The sequence below is a fragment of the Chryseobacterium sp. StRB126 genome (assembly GCF_000829375.1).
In the GTDB taxonomy this organism is placed as follows: domain Bacteria; phylum Bacteroidota; class Bacteroidia; order Flavobacteriales; family Weeksellaceae; genus Chryseobacterium.
This window is the reverse complement of sequence record NZ_AP014624.1, coordinates 1598441-1615621: the sequence shown is the minus strand read 5'-3', so window position 1 is coordinate 1615621 and position 17181 is coordinate 1598441. Positions and strand designations below refer to the sequence as shown.

Sequence of the window (17181 nt, the reverse complement as noted above, 5' to 3'; positions counted from 1 at the left end):
TTATTTTGAGATTTACTATTTTGGTTTGGATCTGTCTTTTAGTAATTTACATATGAATCAAATAAATTACAAATCCAACGTTTAAATTTAAAAAAAAACTGTAACATACAAAATTTTGTCAAGATTTTTCTTAAATTATTTAAATTTATCTATATTTATTTAGCATAAAATCACCATTTTACGATGTCACTAAGCTATGAAAAAATAAATAAAATAAACCATAGAGAAATAAAATAAAATCCGGGTAGATTTTGCATTTATAAAAATGCAACAAATATGTATGAAATAGGAATTTCTCTGACGTGAGGAAAAATATTCTTTATATTTAGATAAAGTAAACAGAGCGATGAAAGATGTAAAGATAGCATTCAGAAAACCAATATATCCTGTTTCGGAAGCATTACAGCAGTATTTGGAAAAACACAACAGAACTACCAAAATCCGGTTTCTGTATGAAGACCTGTTAAGATTCAGTGACAGTGTACGTATTCTGGATAAAGAAGGTAAAGATACTTTATGGCTGGGTGTACTGTATCCTGAATTTGAGTTTAAAGAAATAGAGGCTAATCTAAATAAGATTTACACCCTCCTTCATTCTGACGGAGATGAAGCTACTTTACCCTACCTGACAGTGGATACCATTGACTTCTGTACCTTCGGAAATTCTAAACCTTTTAGAATTCGGGTAAGAAATATCCTGAATGACAATTATACTAATTTCTATATTAAACAAGCTGATGCTTCCCGTATATATGGACTGGAATTGGAAGACCTGCTTTCTCCCAACCGGATTAACTTTCTGATTTACAAAAATACTTTAATAGAAGAACATATCTTAGGAATTCCCGGAGATGTATTTATTCAGAAACATATGTCCAATTGTACAGAACAGGAAAAGGCACAGATTTCCAAGGAATTTGTGAAGTTCAATGAACGCTGTCTCATTGGGCTGCTTGGTGACATGCGCTCTTATAATTATGTTGTTATTCCTATACACGATTTTGACCAGGTTATTTACAGAATTCGCCCTATCGATTTTGATCAGCAAAGCTACGAGGGGAATCTGAAAGTTTATCTCCCTCAGTATTTCAAAGAAAACAACCCGATGGTTACTATGGTACTGGAAAAACTAAAACCGAATTCTGTAGAACAATATCGTAAGGAAGTACGCTCACAAATTGTAAAAAGAGTAACCAGTAGCCAAAATAGATTTGATGAACTCATTTCTATTATGAAAAAAGACAATATTGCACCGGAAGCCAATGTTACTGAGTTAAAAACAGCATTGCAGAAACTTACCTACGATGTCAATTTCAAGTATTGCAAAACGATGGGCGATATTATAGAAACCGGAATAAAGTTTGTTATACGGAATTATAAGAAAGCCTATTAAAAAAGCATCCATCTCGTATTGAGATGGATGCTTTCTTGTCTAACAATATTTTTGGTACTCTTACCAAATTTTTATTCTTTCCTCAGGAGCTTTGTACATTTTATCTCCCGATTTAATATCAAATGCTTTGATGAATGAATCCTGATTCACCAATGGACCGAAAGCCCTGTACATTCCCGGAGAATGCGGATCTGTTTTCACCTGGTTAATCATATATTCATTGGTTGCTTTTGTTCTCCAAACGGTAGCCCAGCTCATGAAGAATCTCTGATCCTGAGTGAATCCACTGATCTTTCCTGGGTTTCCTTTATCTTTAAGGTACATCTGAAGGGCATCGTAAGCTACTGCTACCCCTCCTAAGTCACCAATATTTTCTCCACTTGTAAATTTACCGTTCACAAAACTTCCTTTTACTGGTTCGTAAGCACTGTACTGAGCGGCTAACTGAGCCACTTTTGCATCAAAGTTCTTACGATCAGCATCCGTCCACCAATTGTTAAGGTTTCCATCACCATCAAAACGGGAACCACTGTCATCAAAACCGTGAGAGATCTCGTGACCGATTACAGCTCCAATCCCACCGAAGTTTACGGCTGCATCTGCCTTAGGGTTGTAGAAAGGAGGCTGAAGGATTGCGGCAGGGAATACGATTTCGTTGTTTGATCCGCTATAATAAGCATTTACTGTTTGTGGAGACATTCCCCATTCCGTTTTATCAACCGGTTTTCCTACTTTATCCAGATTTCTCTGATATTGCCAAGCTGATACATTCTGCAGGTTTGCATATAATGATCCGCCTTGTTTTGGAGATTCTACTTTTAACTGACTATAGTCTTTCCATTTATCCGGATATGCAATTTTCACTGTGAATTTGGATAGTTTTTCCTGAGCTTTTACTTTTGTTTCAGGAGACATCCAATCGATATTCGTGATATGGGTTTTAAATGATTTTAAAAGGTAATCAATATAGGTTTCCATTTGCTGTTTGGCTTCCGGAGTAAAGTATTTTTCTACATATAATTTCCCGAAAGCTTCACCAAGAACACCGTTTACAAGAGTTAAACCTCTCTTGTTCATAGGACGTTGTTCTTTTTGACCCTGTAAATCTTTTGCATAGAAATCAAATCTGATCTGCTCAAGGTTTTCATCAAGGTTACTGGCATTACCGTTAATCAGGTGATATTTCAGATAGTCTTTTAATAAAGGTAAGTTTTTCTGGGTAACGAACTGATCCATGTTCTGGTAATATTTCAGTTCTCCAATGATTACTCTGTCTGTATTTACTCCTGCTTCTTTAAGATATTTTGCTAGGTCTACGTTTTTCACCACACCTGATAATTCCGAAACGTTTTTAGGGTTATATCTCAAATTGGCATCTCTGTTTTGCTCCAATGTCAATAAGTAGTTCGCCAGTTGCTTTTCAAAATCTACTACATTTTGTGCAGCCTGATCAGAATTTTTATATCCTAAAACTCCGAATAATTTTCCTACATAAGCCTGATATTGCCCTAATGTTTTAGTATTGGCTTCGTTTACTTTCTGATAATAGTCTCTTCCCAACCCCAGATCCGGACCTCCAAGATATACAGCGTTCATCTTAGAGTTTTTCATATCTGCTCCTGTTCTCCATCCGTAGAAAGAGTTATCTCCTAGTTTTGTAGCTTCTAAAAGGTATTTTTGAAGATCATTGAGACTTTTAATAGCATCAATTTTTGCAAGATCAGCTTTGATAGGGCTTAATCCATCTGTATTTCTTTTGGCTGTATCCATAAAAGATGCATAAAGACTCTGAATCTTCTGACCTTCGGAACCTGCAGGATATGTTTCACTAAGGATTTTGTTCAAAATATCCAATGAAGCATCATCTACATTTTCTCTCAAAGCATTGAAAGATCCCCAATTGGCTTTATCTGAAGGAATCTGTGTAGTTTTCACCCAATTTCCGTTCACATAGCTAAAAAAGTCATCCTGTGGGCGGACACCTGTATCCATATAAGATAGATTAATCCCCTCCTCCTTTATTTCTTCTTTTGCCGGCGTTGCAACTTTTGCTGTAGCCTCTGTTTTTGTCTCTGTCCCTGCAGTCTTTGCTGCACCACACGAATTTAGCAATACTATACCCGAAAAGGCAAGTATACCAATATTTAGCTTTTTCATTAAAGATAATTTTTGATTGTACACAAACTTATCAAATATACGAACTTTAATGATAAGTGATGAAGGATAATCGATAATTGATGAGAATAATAGGAAGTTTTGAGGTTTAAATTTTATGGTTCATGGTTAAATCTTATTGGGAGATAAACCACCCCGTCAAAAATTCAAAGAATTTTTGCCACCCCTCCAGCGGAGGGGAATGATGAAAGCCGTTCCTTATGGGTTTTGGTTAAAGTAATCCATCAATGCCGCCCCTATTACCTATTACCTATTACCTATTACCTATTACCTTATCTCTAAAAAAATCAAAAAACCGCCCATTGCTGAGCGGTTTGTCTATTTTACCAGATTTTGATTCTGTCTTCTGGAGCTTTGTATAATTGATCTCCTTTTTTCACATCAAATGCATCATAGAATGCCTCGATATTGATTAACGGGGCAAAACTTCTTAGATACCCAGGAGAATGCTTATCAATCTTGATTTGAAGAAGAAGATATTTTTCCGGAGCTTTTGTTTTCCATACCGTAGCCCAGCTCATAAAAAACCGCTGGCTTGGAGTAAATCCATTGATTCTTCCAGGATTTCCTTTATCTTTTAAATACATCTGAAGGGCATCATAAGCGATATTCACCCCTCCAAGATCCGCAATATTTTCTCCGTTAGTATGAATTCCGTTGATGAAAGATCCTTTTACAGGTTCATACTTGTCATATTGGGCAGCAAGAGCTTTTGTGGCTTTCTCAAAATTAGCTTTATCTTCAGGCATCCACCAGTCTACCAAATTTCCGTCACCATCAAACTGAGCTCCTGAATCATCAAATCCATGGCTCATTTCATGACCGATAACTCCACCTATTCCCCCGAAGTTTACCGCTGCATCAGCTTTAGGATTAAAGAATGGCGGCTGCAGAATAGCTGCCGGAAATACAATTTCGTTGTTTACAGCTCGGTAATAAGCATTTACAGTCTGCGGAGTCATTCCCCATTCTGTTTTATCTACCGGTTTTCCGATTTTCTCCAGTTTTTTATTATAATTCCATGCCGCAATATTCTGAAGATTGTTATATAAAGAACTTCCCGAAATAATTTCTAATGTTGAATAATCTTTCCATTGATCCGGATACCCTACTTTAACGCTAAACTTATTAAGCTTATCCATGGCTCTTTCTTTGGTGGCTGCAGACATCCATGTTAAGTTTTTGATATGAACTGCAAAACTTTTCTTTAGATAATCAATAAGCTCCACCATCTGAGCTTTGGACTCTGCAGGAAAATATTTTTCAACATAAAGTTTACCAAATGCTTCACCTATATTTCTGTTAATCACTTCAAGGCCTCTTTTATCCCAGGCTCTCTGTTCTTTCTGCCCGAATAAATATTTGCCATAGAAGTTGAAATTGATAGTATCAAGCTTTTCACTTAAATAAGTTGCATTTCCGTTGATCAGATGAAATTTCATGTAGTCTTTAATCACCGGGAGATTTTTCTCATTGAGTAATTGATCCAGACTTTTATAATAATTCAACTCTCCAATAATCACTTTATCTGTGTTGACTCCTGCTTTTTTAAGAAATGCAGGAAGATCTATTCCTTTTACCAAACCTGAAAGGTCAGCCATCGTATGAGGATTGTATTGAAGGGTGTTATCGCGGCTCTGTTCATTCGTCAGATAAGTCTTTGCTATACTTTTTTCATACTCTACAACTCCTTTTGCTGCGTCATCGGCATTCATATATCCTAATTCTTTCAGCATCAATACTACATACTTCTGGTATTCGGCAAGAGTTTCCGTATTCTTATCGTTAACTTTCTGATAGTAATCTCTTCCCCAAAGCCCTAAAGCCGGAACTCCCAAGTAAACAGCATTCATCTTAGAATTTTTACGATCTGCACTCACGGACCATCCATAGAAATTATTTTCTCCGTCTTTTGTTGCAGAAATCAGGTAATTCTGAAGATCAGTCAGATTTTTGATGGCATCAATTTTATTCAGTTTTTCCTGAATTGGTTTAATTCCATCTGCATTTCTCTTCTGCATATTCATGTAAGAAGCATAGAGATCCTGAATCTTTTTACCTTCACTTCCTACAGCAAACTTATCCGTCAGAAGAGAGTTCAGAATCGTCATAGAACTGTTATCCGTATCTTCTGCAAGCTTATCAAAGCTTCCCCAGGCCGGTTTATCCGAAGGGATTTGAGCTGTTCTCATCCAGCTTCCATTCACATAATTATAGAAATCATCCTGTGGGCGTATTGAAGTATCCATTGCAGCAAGGTCTAAGCCTTTGTCTATAGCATTTACTGCTGTTTTAATCGTTTTAGACTGTGCCTCCACCAAATTCTGAGTGCAAATCCCTGTAAGTAAGGTTAGGGAAAATATCAGTTTTCTCATAGTATTAACTTTATACTACTATATGTATCTTCTGATTTACAATTTGTTACAAATTTCCAAGATCAATACCGTGTATTTTCTTCCTTTTTTGAAATTTTGAAGATTTATTTTCAACTATTCTGCTAATTTTTACAACTTACTCTCTAACAACAAAAAAACCGTTCATTGCTGAACGGTTTATCTATTTTACCAGATTTTGATTCTGTCTTCCGGAGCTTTATATAATTTGTCTCCTTTTTTCACATCGAATGCTTTGTAGAATGCATCAACGTTGATTAGCGGACCAAAACTTCTGAAGTAACCCGGAGAGTGCGGATCTGTCTTCACCTGGTTGATCATGTATTTTTCACTTGATAAAGTTCTCCAAACGGTTGCCCAGCTTAGGAAGAATCTCTGATCCTGAGTAAATCCACTGATTTTCCCTGGATTTCCTTTATCTTTTAAGTACATTTGAAGAGCATCATAAGCGATATTCACCCCTCCTAAGTCAGCGATATTCTCACCGTTTGTGAAGGTACCGTTTACGAATGTTCCTTTTACAGGCTCATATTTGTCATATTGAGCAGCAAGTGCTTTAGTTGCTTTTTCGAAATTCGCTTTATCTTCCGGAGTCCACCAGTCTACCAGGTTACCATCTGCATCAAACTGAGCTCCTGAATCATCGAATCCGTGGCTTATTTCGTGGCCGATAACAGCACCAATTCCTCCAAAGTTTACTGCTGCATCAGCCTGAGGATTAAAGAATGGCGGCTGAAGGATGGCTGCAGGGAATACAATTTCATTGTATACTGGGTTGTAATAAGCGTTTACCGTCTGTGGAGTCATTCCCCATTCTGTTTTATCAACCGGTTTTCCGATTTTTGCTAAATCTTTATTATACTGCCACTCCCCGATATTCTGAAGGTTTTTGTATAACGTTCCTCCTTTCGCTTCAGATGTGATCTCCAGTTTTGAATAGTCTTTCCATTTGTCTGGATAAGCAACTTTCACAGTGAATTTATTCAATTTCTGCATTGCTTTTTCCTTAGTGGTAGAAGACATCCAAGTCAGGTTATTGATATGAAGTGCAAAACTCTTCTTTAAGTAATCAATCAATTCAACCATTTGAGCCTTAGCCTCAGCCGGGAAATATTTCTCAACATATAGTTTACCGAAAGCTTCTCCTAAGTTTCTATTGATCAATTCAAAACCTCTTTTGTTCAGAGCTCTCTGCTCCTGCTGACCTCTTAAATATTTACCGAAGAAAGCAAACTTCATATCTCCAAGTTTTTCACTTAGATAAGATGCACTTCCATTGATCATGTGGAATTTCAGATAATCTTTGATGATCGGAAGGTTCTGAGCATTCACCAATTGATCGAAGTTCTTATAATATCCTAGTTCTCCGATAATTACTTTATCGGTATTTACCCCTACTTTTTTAAGGTAAGCCGGGAGATCCACCCCTTTTACCAACGCAGAAAGCTCAGCCATCGTTTTAGGGTTATACTGAAGGGTATTATCACGACTTTGCTCGTTTGTTAAAAGCGTCTTTGCAATGCTTTTTTCATAATTAACGATATTTTTTGCTGCTTCGTCAGCATTTTTATACCCTAATTCCTTCAGCATAGAAGCTACGTATTTCTGATATTCAGCAATAGCTTCTGTATTTTTTTCATTTACTTTCTGATAATAATCTCTTCCTAAACCAAGAGAAGCATCACCTAAGTAAACAGCATTCATATTAGAATTCTTTAGGTCAGCATATACTCCCCATCCGTAGAAAATATTTTCACCTTCTTTTGTTACAGAAGCCAGATAATTCTGAAGGTCATCCATATTTTTGATCGCATCAATTTTATTCAGATGTTCCTGAATAGGCTTAATTCCATCAGCATTTCTCTTCTGCATATTCATGTAAGAAGCGTATAAATCCTGAATCTTTTTCCCTTCACTTCCGTCAGTAAATTTATCTTTCAAAAGTGAATTCAGGATGGTCATGGAATTGTTATCCGTATCCTCTCCTAATTTGTTGAAGCTTCCCCAACTTGGTTTATCAGCCGGAATTTTGGCTGTTTTCATCCAGGTTCCGCTCACATAATTATAAAAATCATCTTGTGGACGCACCGAAGTATCCATTAAACTAAGGTCTAAACCTTTATCTGTGTTATTTACTGCTACTTTAGCAGTTTTAGCTTGTGCACTCACTGTATTTTGAGAGCAGATCCCTGCTATTAGAAACAAAGAAAGCGTTAGTTTTTTCATTATGATAACAATTTATACAATATGTATGATTTATTTCCTATTTGTTACTTTTTTGTGAAACAAATTTAAACAAATACCATCTGTGTATGATAAGAATTTATAATTCAGCCAGATTTGAAGCTGGAGGATGGAAGCTGGAAGTTATGATATCACCTAAAATAACTTCCAGCCTCGCTCTTCCAGCTTCCAGCCTTCTTAAGATGTTGCTATCTCTTTTACGTTTCCTGTACGTTTCAGGAAGCCCCAGGACTGCATTTCGCCTTTCAATGCTTTTCTTAAACTTTTAAATAATACGATATACATCAGCCATCGGTACCCGAATCTTTGCGGAATAATATAAAACAGATTCGTTAATTTTTCCCGCTGCATGATAAATGCGATAAAAGCCAGAGATGCATCCACCAAAAGGAAAATCAGATAGTAGCTGAATATTTTACTTCCGTTTCCTGATAAAATTCCAAAGAACATGATCACATCTGCCAATGGTGAAAAGAATGGAATAATGTATTGAAACAATAAAATATTCGGCATAGCCCAAAGTCCCAGCCCTTTATATTTGGGGTTAAGGAAAGTTGGTCTCTGTTTCCAGAACATCTGCATGATTCCGTAAGTCCAGCGGAAACGTTGCTTTAAGAACTGTTTTACACTTTCTGGAGCTTCTGTTACGGCAACGGCTCTGTTTTCATTGGCAACAGTATAACCTGCTTTTAAGATTTTCACCGTAATATCGCAATCTTCAGCCAAGGTATCTGACGAATACCCTCCTGCTTCCAGAACCACAGATCTCTTAAATGCTCCAATAGCTCCCGGAATTACTGTAATTGCATTAATATTGGCATATGCTAACCGGTCAAAATTCTGACTTGTCGTATATTCTATGGCTTGCCATTTAGTCAGCCAGTTTACGGTATTTCCTACTTTAACATTTCCGGCTACCGCGGCTATTTTTTCTTCAGAACCTGCATTCAGGAATCTTGCAATCAAATATTTGACAGCGTCCTGCTGAAGCTTAGTATCTGCATCTATACAGACTACATATTCAGCATCTGTTAATGAAATCCCGTAGTTTAAGGCGGTTGCTTTTCCACCATTCCTTTTGGTGAATATTTCTAACTTCGGATGATTTGGAAATGCTTCTTTCGCTTTTTCATAGGTTGAATCTTTACTTCCGTCATCTACCATGATGATGTTAAAATTCGGATAAGTTTGCTTCAACAGATTATGCAATGAAGATACAATATTCACTTCTTCATTATAAGCAGGTACAATAATGGAAACCTTTGGATAAGATTCAAGCGTTGGAAATTCCCCCAGTTTTTTTTCTTTTTTTCTTTCTTTAAAAGCCCAATAAGCCATTAACAATAGTCTTATCAATCCTAATACAATGAAAATAGTAAACAGTGCCACCAAAAAGTGGCTTACTCCATAAATTACAGTGGCCAGCACTAAATTAAGCTGCATGATATAATAAGATCTAGTCTTAGGGACTTCAGGCATCAACTCATTTCTGTTCTTATGCAGAAGATTGGTCAGGTTAGTAAAATGATAGCCCTGTTTCTGAAGTGTTGGAATCAAAATCTTCAGAGCTTTTACTGTTTCTTCTCTTGTGTCTCCTCCCGCATCGTGAAGCAGTATGATATTTCCTCTCTCCTTTTTGATTCCTGCCATCACGCGTTTTACGATTTCATCGGCTTTTATTCCCGGCTGCCAGTCTTCAGGGTCGATATTTTCACCAATATCCAGATAATTCTGCTGTCTTGCCAACGCCACAGGAATAATCTCTTCTGAAGTGGTAGGCTCAGAGTCTGCGTTATAAGGGGCACGGAAAAGAATTGTACTGTGCCCTGTTACACACTCTATCAGGAGTCTGGTTAGTTTCAACTCAAGCAAAGCTCTTTCAGGGCTTACTTTAGCAACGTTTTCATGGGTAAAGGTGTGGTTTCCAATTTCATGACCTTCCCGATAGATTCTTTTAACCAGAGGAAGGTTCTTTTCAGCATTCAAGCCTACCAAAAAGAAAGCTGCCGGAACATGATATTTTGATAATACATCGAGGACTTGAGGAGTATAAGTCTCATCCGGCCCATCATCAAATGTTAACACCAATTCCTTCTGCGGCGCACTTCCGTATTTTTTTACTTCATAAGAACTTGGATAGGTAATATAATTTTCGTCTGTGATGATTTTCTCTTTCGGATCTATTTCCAGTGCAATTTTCCCATCGTGAGGTGTATTCAGAACATCCAACACTTCTCCATCTCCGATATAATCCACCATGGTCTGCCCTTTTACATTCTCCAGTGTTTTCAAATTCAACTTGGAAAGTCCGGCAAATGTAAGATCCTTGTCATAGAAATTCCAGATTCTACTGTCTTCACTTCCTAATCTCCATAATGCTGTTCCTGCCAATGGATATTCGGAAGAGAAACGCATGGTATTGAAAATAGAAGCCGCATCATTAAAGAATACGGTGTGGGTATTATTTTTAGAATCTGTATAGGAATAGTTCAGGTTGAAGGTATTGTCATTAAAATCAATTACAGCCTTACTGGCACTGGCTTTGGTAATGGCCTGCATATAGGTTACTGAAGTATTGTCATCCTTATTGGAACTCCAGTCATAGCCATAAGCTCCCAATCCCAGAATAATCTTATGAGGAGAAGTTTGCTTAATCATTTTTCCTGTCTGCTCCTCGATCCATTTCTGTGAAGAAACAGGTCCGGCATCGCTGCCGGCAGAATATTCATCATACGCCATCAATACAAAGTAATCAACATACGGATCCAGTCTTGGGATGTTGTAATCATCATTATCTGTCATAATATCCATTGTTACCAGCAGTTGATTCTGTTTGAACGTTTCTGAAAGCTCTTTCATAAAAGCGATCAGATTTTCATCAGAATTCAGGTTCATATCTTCAAAGTCGATATTGATTCCTTTAAAGTGATATTTCAAGCATTGTTGGGTAAGTTTTTGGATAAGAGCAGTTCTTTTTTTGGAATCACTCAATACTTTCCCCAGTCCTTCGGCATGAAATTCCTGATTAGAGTTGTTACTTAGGATCGGCATGGCTGCTACTCCTGTTCTTTTGATGATTTTGTATCCTTCCGGATCGATATTGGTTTTCAAATTTCCTGATTTAGGATCAAGGAAAAACCATTCCGGAAAAACCAGATTAACATGTCTGATATTTCGTTTCAGAGACATCAGAGACTGAGGATCCCATGCTACATAGAATGCTGAACGGATTCCACCGGGAAACTGGGCCCAGTTTCTGTTTTGATTTTTAAGTCTTTCGGCTCTTGCTTTTTCGATCTTAGCAAGATTGGTATGCATAGTTTTTTCAGAAATAAAGCTTCTGAATCCTTTATATTCTTTAGAAATTTTATTCTCCTGAAGATAGGGCTTGTTGGCTGTAATTACAGCTTTATAATCTTCTTTAAAAGGAATTTTAGGACTTCTGTCCACGGCCATCATCAGCCCTAAAGCCAAAAACAGGAGTACCGCCATAAAAATAAAGAAACGGCTTCCCCATTGTACACTTTTCCAGCGTTTTTTGCTATTGGTCTGAAAAATCTGTTTGGAATTTTCCACAATTTAAAATTTTAATGAATGGTTCTCAAAAAGTGTGAAAAAGTACCTGAAAATTCATTAAAAAAAAATTAAAAAGAGTTATTTCGTCTACAGACTTATCAAAAGCCCTACAAGATCTTGAATGACCTTTTGAGAAACGAAGTTCATAAAATCCAATCTTTCCAGATGAGGCATATATAATTTTGAGGTTACTTCCTGATCTTTAATTCGAATGGTGTAGAAAACTGTTCCCACCTCTTTCCCATCCTCTCCTTTTTCAGGACCTGCCACACCGGTAGTAGAAAGGGAAATATCGGTATCAAATAATTCCTGACATCCTTTGGCCATTTCCTGGGCTACCTGCTCACTGACTACCGTAAACTGATCTACCGTTTCTCCGGAAACATTTAAAATTTTGATTTTTTTCTCCGTGGCATAGGCTACCATTCCACCAAGAAAGTATTTTGAACTTCCGGAAACTGAAGTAATCATTTTTGCCAGCTCTCCACCAGTGCAGCTTTCTGCCGTGGAGATCGTCAGTTTTCTTTCAGTAAGAATTTCAGCCAGAATATTTTCGATTTTATCTTCAGAAATAGCAATCACATTATCCTTGATAAGAGGAAGTAATTTTTGAATCTCGTCTTCTGTCTGTTGTTGTAAAGCTTCTTCATTGTCTCCTGATGCTGTTATCCTCAATTTTACTCTGGTTCCTACCGGAAGATAAGACAATGAAATATTTTCAGGAAGGCCAAGTTCCCAGTCTTCAATAGTATCTGCAAGAATACTCTCCGGAATTCCCACTACCGAAACAATTCTTGAATGAATATAATTAAGGTTAAATTTTTCCTGTAAATAAGGAATAATCTGATCTTTTATCAATGGTTTTACTTCATAAGGAACACCCGGTAAACTGTAGCACAGTTTTCCATCCAACTCCATCATCATACAGGGTGCAGTACCGAAATGGTTTTGAAAAACAATAGATTTTGTAGGAACGAAAGCCTGTTCTTTATTTCTTTCCAGAATGTCTGCTCTTCCGCGTCTTTCCATGTATCCTTTAAGGTGATTAAACGTAACCTCATCCAAAGCAATTTCGTCATTGAAAAATTCTGCAAGTGCCTTTTTGGTTTTATCATCCCTTGTTGGGCCTAACCCGCCAGTCGTAATAATAAGATCACCCAGTTCAAAAGCGGTCCTTAATGTAGTTTTAATGATATCTATTTCGTCTGAAATGGTAAAGATCTGTACAACCCTTATCCCGATGTTCTTCAATTCAGAGGCAATAAAATTGGAATTGGTATCTACTGTATTCCCTGAAAGGATTTCGTCACCAATAGTGATTAGGACTGCTTTTTCCATATATGAGATTCTTGAAAAAAATTCTCCTGCAAATGACGGAAAAATATGCGGCAGTGGCAATATAAATTGATTTTTTCTATTTTTGACGAAAATTAATTAAAATTATGTCTAAATATGATGATGCGTCATGGCATTATGGTGGTGATTTTCCTGAGGAGCTTCCTCAGAAAAACGGAGCAACGCATACCGGGATGTTCCTGAACTGGTGTATCCATAACCATCTTATCTCCGATGAATTGAAAGAAGATAATGAAGAGGAAATTGAAAAATTAAAGAGAAGAGAAATTACAGGGGCTGAATTTATCATGGATTCATGTGACGGTAAATTCTCTGAATATGACCTTAGTGACCTTGGAAACAGCTTTGCAAAGGATTATTACGCAGATGACACCGATTTTGGAAACAGATACAGTTCTTTTGCTGATGATTATGTGAACCTTTTTGATGGTAAAGCTGAAGATAATGATTACGAATATGAAACCTTCTACCATATTGAAGATACCTACGAAAACTACGATCTAATGAAACAGGTCATTGATTATCGTTTTGAGGAATGGAAAGAATATATTAAAGGGTAAAAAATAAAAGGGTAAAAGGCAAATTTGCCATGTGGTGATTTTGCCTTCCCGCCTGATTATTATTGATGATGTCTCACCCAGATCAGCTCACCTGTTTTATAACCGATTTTTCGAGCTTTTTCAATGAAACGCTGTCGGATGCTTTCTGGAATCGTTGTAGTTCGGGAGAGAATCCAGAGGTATTTTAAACTGCTTCCAGCGACTAAAGCATATTGATAGTCTTCATCAATATCAATGACATTATAACCTGCCCATATGGGTTTGAAAAAGGATATTTTCAGCCTTGCTTCAGTAGCATCTTTAACAAATTTAGCTTCTCCAATGGACTCATTCCATACTTTTTTGATATAATCGTAGCCTTTATTTCTAACCTGAATACTGCCATTGGGATTTTCCAAATATTCTGCAGTAATGTTATCCATATTTTTCTCGAATTTATAATCAAAACGGGCTATTTCATACCATCTTCCGAGATATTTTTTAATATCAAAATTCTTTATTGCCACAGCTCCTCTCGGAATTCCTACAGAATAGGAATGAAAGGCCATATAGGCTAAAGCACCCAATGAAACAGGAAGGATTATTTTGTGAAAGGTCTTCATAACAGAAAATTTTGTGTGGTTCTGATGGAAACGTCAAAAATAGTGCCTTTGGGCTGTTAAAGAACAATAAATTCTAGGAAAAAACTTTCAGAAAATTATCTTTAAAGCTTCCTGAAACCTCAATTTCAGTATTATCAGCAAGCATTACAGTTCCACTTTTATGATAAGATTTCACAAAGGATGTATTGATGATATGGGAACGGTGAACTCTCACAAAAGGAGTTTCTAAAAGATCATCAAAATGCTTTAGAAATCTGCATACCATTTTCTTTGAGCCATCCGTAAGATACACCTGTGTAAAATTTCCGTCTGCCTGAAGCCTTACAATATCTTCTGTTTTCACCACATCAAACCCCTGTAAGGTGGGAAGAATAATCTGTTGTTTTTCAGGTTTTAATTTTAAGTTCTCCAGCAAAACTTTATTCCGGTTGAGTTCTTCCTTTTTCTCTATACTTTCAACAACTTTGTTTACAGCCAGAATGAGTTCCTTAATATCAATTGGTTTTAAGATATAATAACTTGCAGATTTATTTAAAGCCTGTAAAGAATATTGTGAAAATGCAGTAATGAAGATGGTTTCGTAGGAAAACTCTCTGGTAGCTTCCAATACGTCAAAGGCATTTCCGAAAGGCATTTCTACATCTAAAAACACCAATTGAGGTTGCTTTTCAGCAATCAAAGGAACGGCTTCTTTGATATTTTCAGCTTCACCTAAAATTTCTACCTGTGGGCAATATTTGGTGAGATAGCTTCTCAATACTTCTCTTGCAATCAGTTCATCATCTACAATTACAGCTTTGATCTTCATTGGGTTTACATATTAGGATACAAGTACTACATTACAGATGCAAATTAGGAATATTTGATCAACTCTGCAATCTTTCCGATATCCATCATATTCTTTTCCATTTCCAGGCGTACACTACGACCAATATGGTTATCATGCATTCTACAGTGGCAAGGAAAACGTAGAACAGATACCATTCCGAGAAGGATAAAATCCCTATAAGCAGCATCACTACAGTAAAAAAGACTCCGAAAACAATATTGAGAATTCTGTTGATCGTCGGTTTCAGGATCAAGGAAAGAAATACCATAACGGCGGGTATGGCCAAAACAACTGCGGCCATTAATAAATTCAGTGGAGTGTTCAATAAATTGTGCCCATCCACAAGCCCTTGTGCTTTTCCCGGAGTATACAGCTCAAAATAATCACCATATAAATAACACAATGTAACGGAAGTCCAAAATCCGGCAAGTATAATTTTGACATTTACCCGGATGTCTTCAAATTGAGTAGAATTGTTTATGGTATATTAGTTTTGATGAATATTATTGATGGATTTACTCTTCCCTCCTACAATCAGCAGCCACAGACATATTCCTATTTCTCCTATTGAAGCAGGTAATGTTATATAGCTTGATATTGCATAACTAGAAAATTCAGGAATCACAATCCTTCCAAAGACATTAAGAACATATCCCAAACAACCCAGCATCAAAAATATTCCCAAAATTTTGGGTAGAAAGCCAGACTTGTAAACCAGATAACCAAAAGGATAAAGCCAAAGTCCCCAAAAAATCTGAACAATTAAAATTCCATTGTTATAATTTTTCAACAGCATCATCACTTGTGCCTGTAGCTCTTCTGCTTTATAAATCTTTAGATAATCGGCGCCTTCTATAATCGTAAGCACAGAGAGTTTATTTTGAAGATTGATAAAAGAAATGGGCACGCTGATAAGTGCCAGAATCACCATCAGCTTAGCATAGGTTCCGTTGACATTTTTCAACAGTTTATACAAAGCCAATGGAAGCAATGTAAAAGCTATGTAGCAAAGAATACTACTCGCAATACTCAGACTGAATAAAGATTTTGAAACAGAAATAGTATTGAAAGTCAGCTCAGGGTTTTTCCATTCAATCAGCTTTGAGGGCACATACATCAAACTGAAAAACCCGGTTATTACAACGACAAGATAAATGAATCCTGCCCATCGTGCAATTGTAGTATTAGATTCCATCTGATTAGTTTTTATTTAATAAGACGTTTCTATATAAATTTCGTTACAAATATTACAATTAAATAACAAAAACTTAAAATACCAATAAAAAAGCTAATACTTTGACATCTAAATTCATTAAATAAACTTAGTGATAATAACCATTTTTAAACTTCAGTATTTTATACGTTGTTTTCGAAGTTTCCTTTCCTTCGCATTCTCCTTTTATTTCTTCATTGATTGTGGTTACTGAAATGGTTTTTATTTTAAGATCTGTAAAATTGTTGGTATTGGATGAATCCATGATGATATAAGAATGGGTATTCTCAAATTCTCCGTTACATCGGGTATCCCATTCACCACTTGTAGAATCCAATTCAAACTGATCGAGAACTTTTTTAAGCGTCTTTCCTTCCGGATAATACATTGAAATTGTACCTGAAGCATAAGGATTGGGCTTACTGCTTCCTACAAAATCTGTCTTTACTCCAAATGCACGGATGTTTGTACTGATATTGTATAAACCAGTATCAATGGTAAAACTTCTCAGGTTAACAGCATCGGAGTTAAGCTCTGTAGGGTCAAGATATTTATTCTTTATAATTCCGTTGCTGTCTGTAATGAGTATATAGTTCTGAACGGTAAAAACATAATCTTCTTCTTCCTGACTCAGAACAACCGGAATAACCACAATATAAGAATCTTCCGCATTAGGCATTTTCTTTTCCACACAAAGTTCCTCCCTTATCTTGGTTTTGTCAAGCTTTAGACCTTTAAGAATATGAGTAAGTCTGATACTGTCAATGTCCTGAGCAGATAAAAATCCTGAAAATAGACTCATCATCAGGGTTAACAGAAATATAAGCTTTTTCATGATAT

At 36.5% G+C, this 17181-nt stretch carries 12 protein-coding genes; 2 read left to right on the top strand and 10 right to left on the bottom strand.

Features of this window, described 5'->3' with window-relative positions:
• Positions 1-346 precede the first annotated feature (346 nt).
• Positions 347-1393, top strand: a complete 1047-nt coding sequence (locus CHSO_RS07330; RefSeq protein ID WP_045494257.1) for a hypothetical protein — start codon at positions 347-349, stop codon at positions 1391-1393.
• Between the two features lie 60 nt (positions 1394-1453).
• Here CHSO_RS07330 and CHSO_RS07325 read toward each other — a convergent pair whose 3' ends face one another.
• From CHSO_RS07325 to CHSO_RS07305, 5 genes are all read right to left on the bottom strand, one after another.
• Complete coding sequence (locus CHSO_RS07325) at positions 1454-3550, bottom strand: M13 family metallopeptidase (protein ID WP_045494254.1); 2097 nt, start codon at positions 3548-3550, stop codon at positions 1454-1456.
• Between the two features lie 341 nt (positions 3551-3891).
• Positions 3892-5943, bottom strand: coding sequence for a M13 family metallopeptidase (locus CHSO_RS07320; RefSeq protein ID WP_045494252.1), 2052 nt, complete (start codon positions 5941-5943; stop codon positions 3892-3894).
• 186 nt (positions 5944-6129) lie between these two features.
• Positions 6130-8187 carry a M13 family metallopeptidase gene (locus CHSO_RS07315; protein ID WP_045494249.1) on the bottom strand — a complete coding sequence of 686 codons (2058 nt, stop codon included), beginning with the start codon at positions 8185-8187 and terminating at the stop codon, positions 6130-6132.
• Positions 8188-8382: 195 nt separating this feature from the next.
• Positions 8383-11781, bottom strand: coding sequence for a polysaccharide deacetylase family protein (locus CHSO_RS07310; protein ID WP_045494247.1), 3399 nt, complete (start codon positions 11779-11781; stop codon positions 8383-8385).
• Between the two features lie 87 nt (positions 11782-11868).
• Positions 11869-13119 carry a CinA family nicotinamide mononucleotide deamidase-related protein gene (locus CHSO_RS07305; RefSeq protein WP_045494245.1) on the bottom strand — a complete coding sequence of 417 codons (1251 nt, stop codon included), beginning with the start codon at positions 13117-13119 and terminating at the stop codon, positions 11869-11871.
• 104 nt (positions 13120-13223) lie between these two features.
• Here CHSO_RS07305 and CHSO_RS07300 point away from each other — a divergent pair, with 104 nt between their 5' ends.
• Positions 13224-13697, top strand: a complete 474-nt coding sequence (locus CHSO_RS07300) for a hypothetical protein (RefSeq protein WP_045494243.1) — start codon at positions 13224-13226, stop codon at positions 13695-13697.
• Positions 13698-13756: 59 nt separating this feature from the next.
• Here CHSO_RS07300 and CHSO_RS07295 read toward each other — a convergent pair whose 3' ends face one another.
• The 5 genes from CHSO_RS07295 to CHSO_RS24925 all read right to left on the bottom strand — a co-directional run bounded on the left by CHSO_RS07295 (position 13757) and on the right by CHSO_RS24925 (position 17176).
• The gene (locus tag CHSO_RS07295; protein WP_045494233.1) at positions 13757-14299 is read right to left on the bottom strand and encodes a lipocalin family protein; all 543 of its coding nucleotides are present in this window, start codon (positions 14297-14299) and stop codon (positions 13757-13759) included.
• Positions 14300-14372: 73 nt separating this feature from the next.
• Entirely contained in the window at positions 14373-15107 is a 735-nt protein-coding gene (locus tag CHSO_RS07290) for a LytR/AlgR family response regulator transcription factor (protein WP_045494230.1), read from the bottom strand.
• A gap of 85 nt (positions 15108-15192) precedes the next feature.
• Complete coding sequence (locus CHSO_RS07285) at positions 15193-15561, bottom strand: DUF6326 family protein (RefSeq protein ID WP_262483774.1); 369 nt, start codon at positions 15559-15561, stop codon at positions 15193-15195.
• Between the two features lie 54 nt (positions 15562-15615).
• Positions 15616-16323 carry a DUF4386 domain-containing protein gene (locus CHSO_RS07280; RefSeq protein WP_045494224.1) on the bottom strand — a complete coding sequence of 236 codons (708 nt, stop codon included), beginning with the start codon at positions 16321-16323 and terminating at the stop codon, positions 15616-15618.
• Between the two features lie 127 nt (positions 16324-16450).
• Complete coding sequence (locus tag CHSO_RS24925; RefSeq protein ID WP_052480519.1) at positions 16451-17176, bottom strand: hypothetical protein; 726 nt, start codon at positions 17174-17176, stop codon at positions 16451-16453.
• Positions 17177-17181: the final 5 nt, after the last annotated feature.

Coding starts and splice junctions, on each gene's coding strand:
- CHSO_RS24925 (WP_052480519.1), bottom strand. CDS start 17,176: ATGAAAAAGCTTATATTTCTGTTAACCCTGATGATGAGTCTATTTTCA.
- CHSO_RS07325 (WP_045494254.1), bottom strand. CDS start 3,550: ATGAAAAAGCTAAATATTGGTATACTTGCCTTTTCGGGTATAGTATTG.
- CHSO_RS07280 (WP_045494224.1), bottom strand. CDS start 16,323: ATGGAATCTAATACTACAATTGCACGATGGGCAGGATTCATTTATCTT.
- CHSO_RS07330 (WP_045494257.1), top strand. CDS start 347: ATGAAAGATGTAAAGATAGCATTCAGAAAACCAATATATCCTGTTTCG.
- CHSO_RS07320 (WP_045494252.1), bottom strand. CDS start 5,943: ATGAGAAAACTGATATTTTCCCTAACCTTACTTACAGGGATTTGCACT.
- CHSO_RS07290 (WP_045494230.1), bottom strand. CDS start 15,107: ATGAAGATCAAAGCTGTAATTGTAGATGATGAACTGATTGCAAGAGAA.
- CHSO_RS07295 (WP_045494233.1), bottom strand. CDS start 14,299: ATGAAGACCTTTCACAAAATAATCCTTCCTGTTTCATTGGGTGCTTTA.
- CHSO_RS07315 (WP_045494249.1), bottom strand. CDS start 8,187: ATGAAAAAACTAACGCTTTCTTTGTTTCTAATAGCAGGGATCTGCTCT.
- CHSO_RS07305 (WP_045494245.1), bottom strand. CDS start 13,119: ATGGAAAAAGCAGTCCTAATCACTATTGGTGACGAAATCCTTTCAGGG.
- CHSO_RS07300 (WP_045494243.1), top strand. CDS start 13,224: ATGTCTAAATATGATGATGCGTCATGGCATTATGGTGGTGATTTTCCT.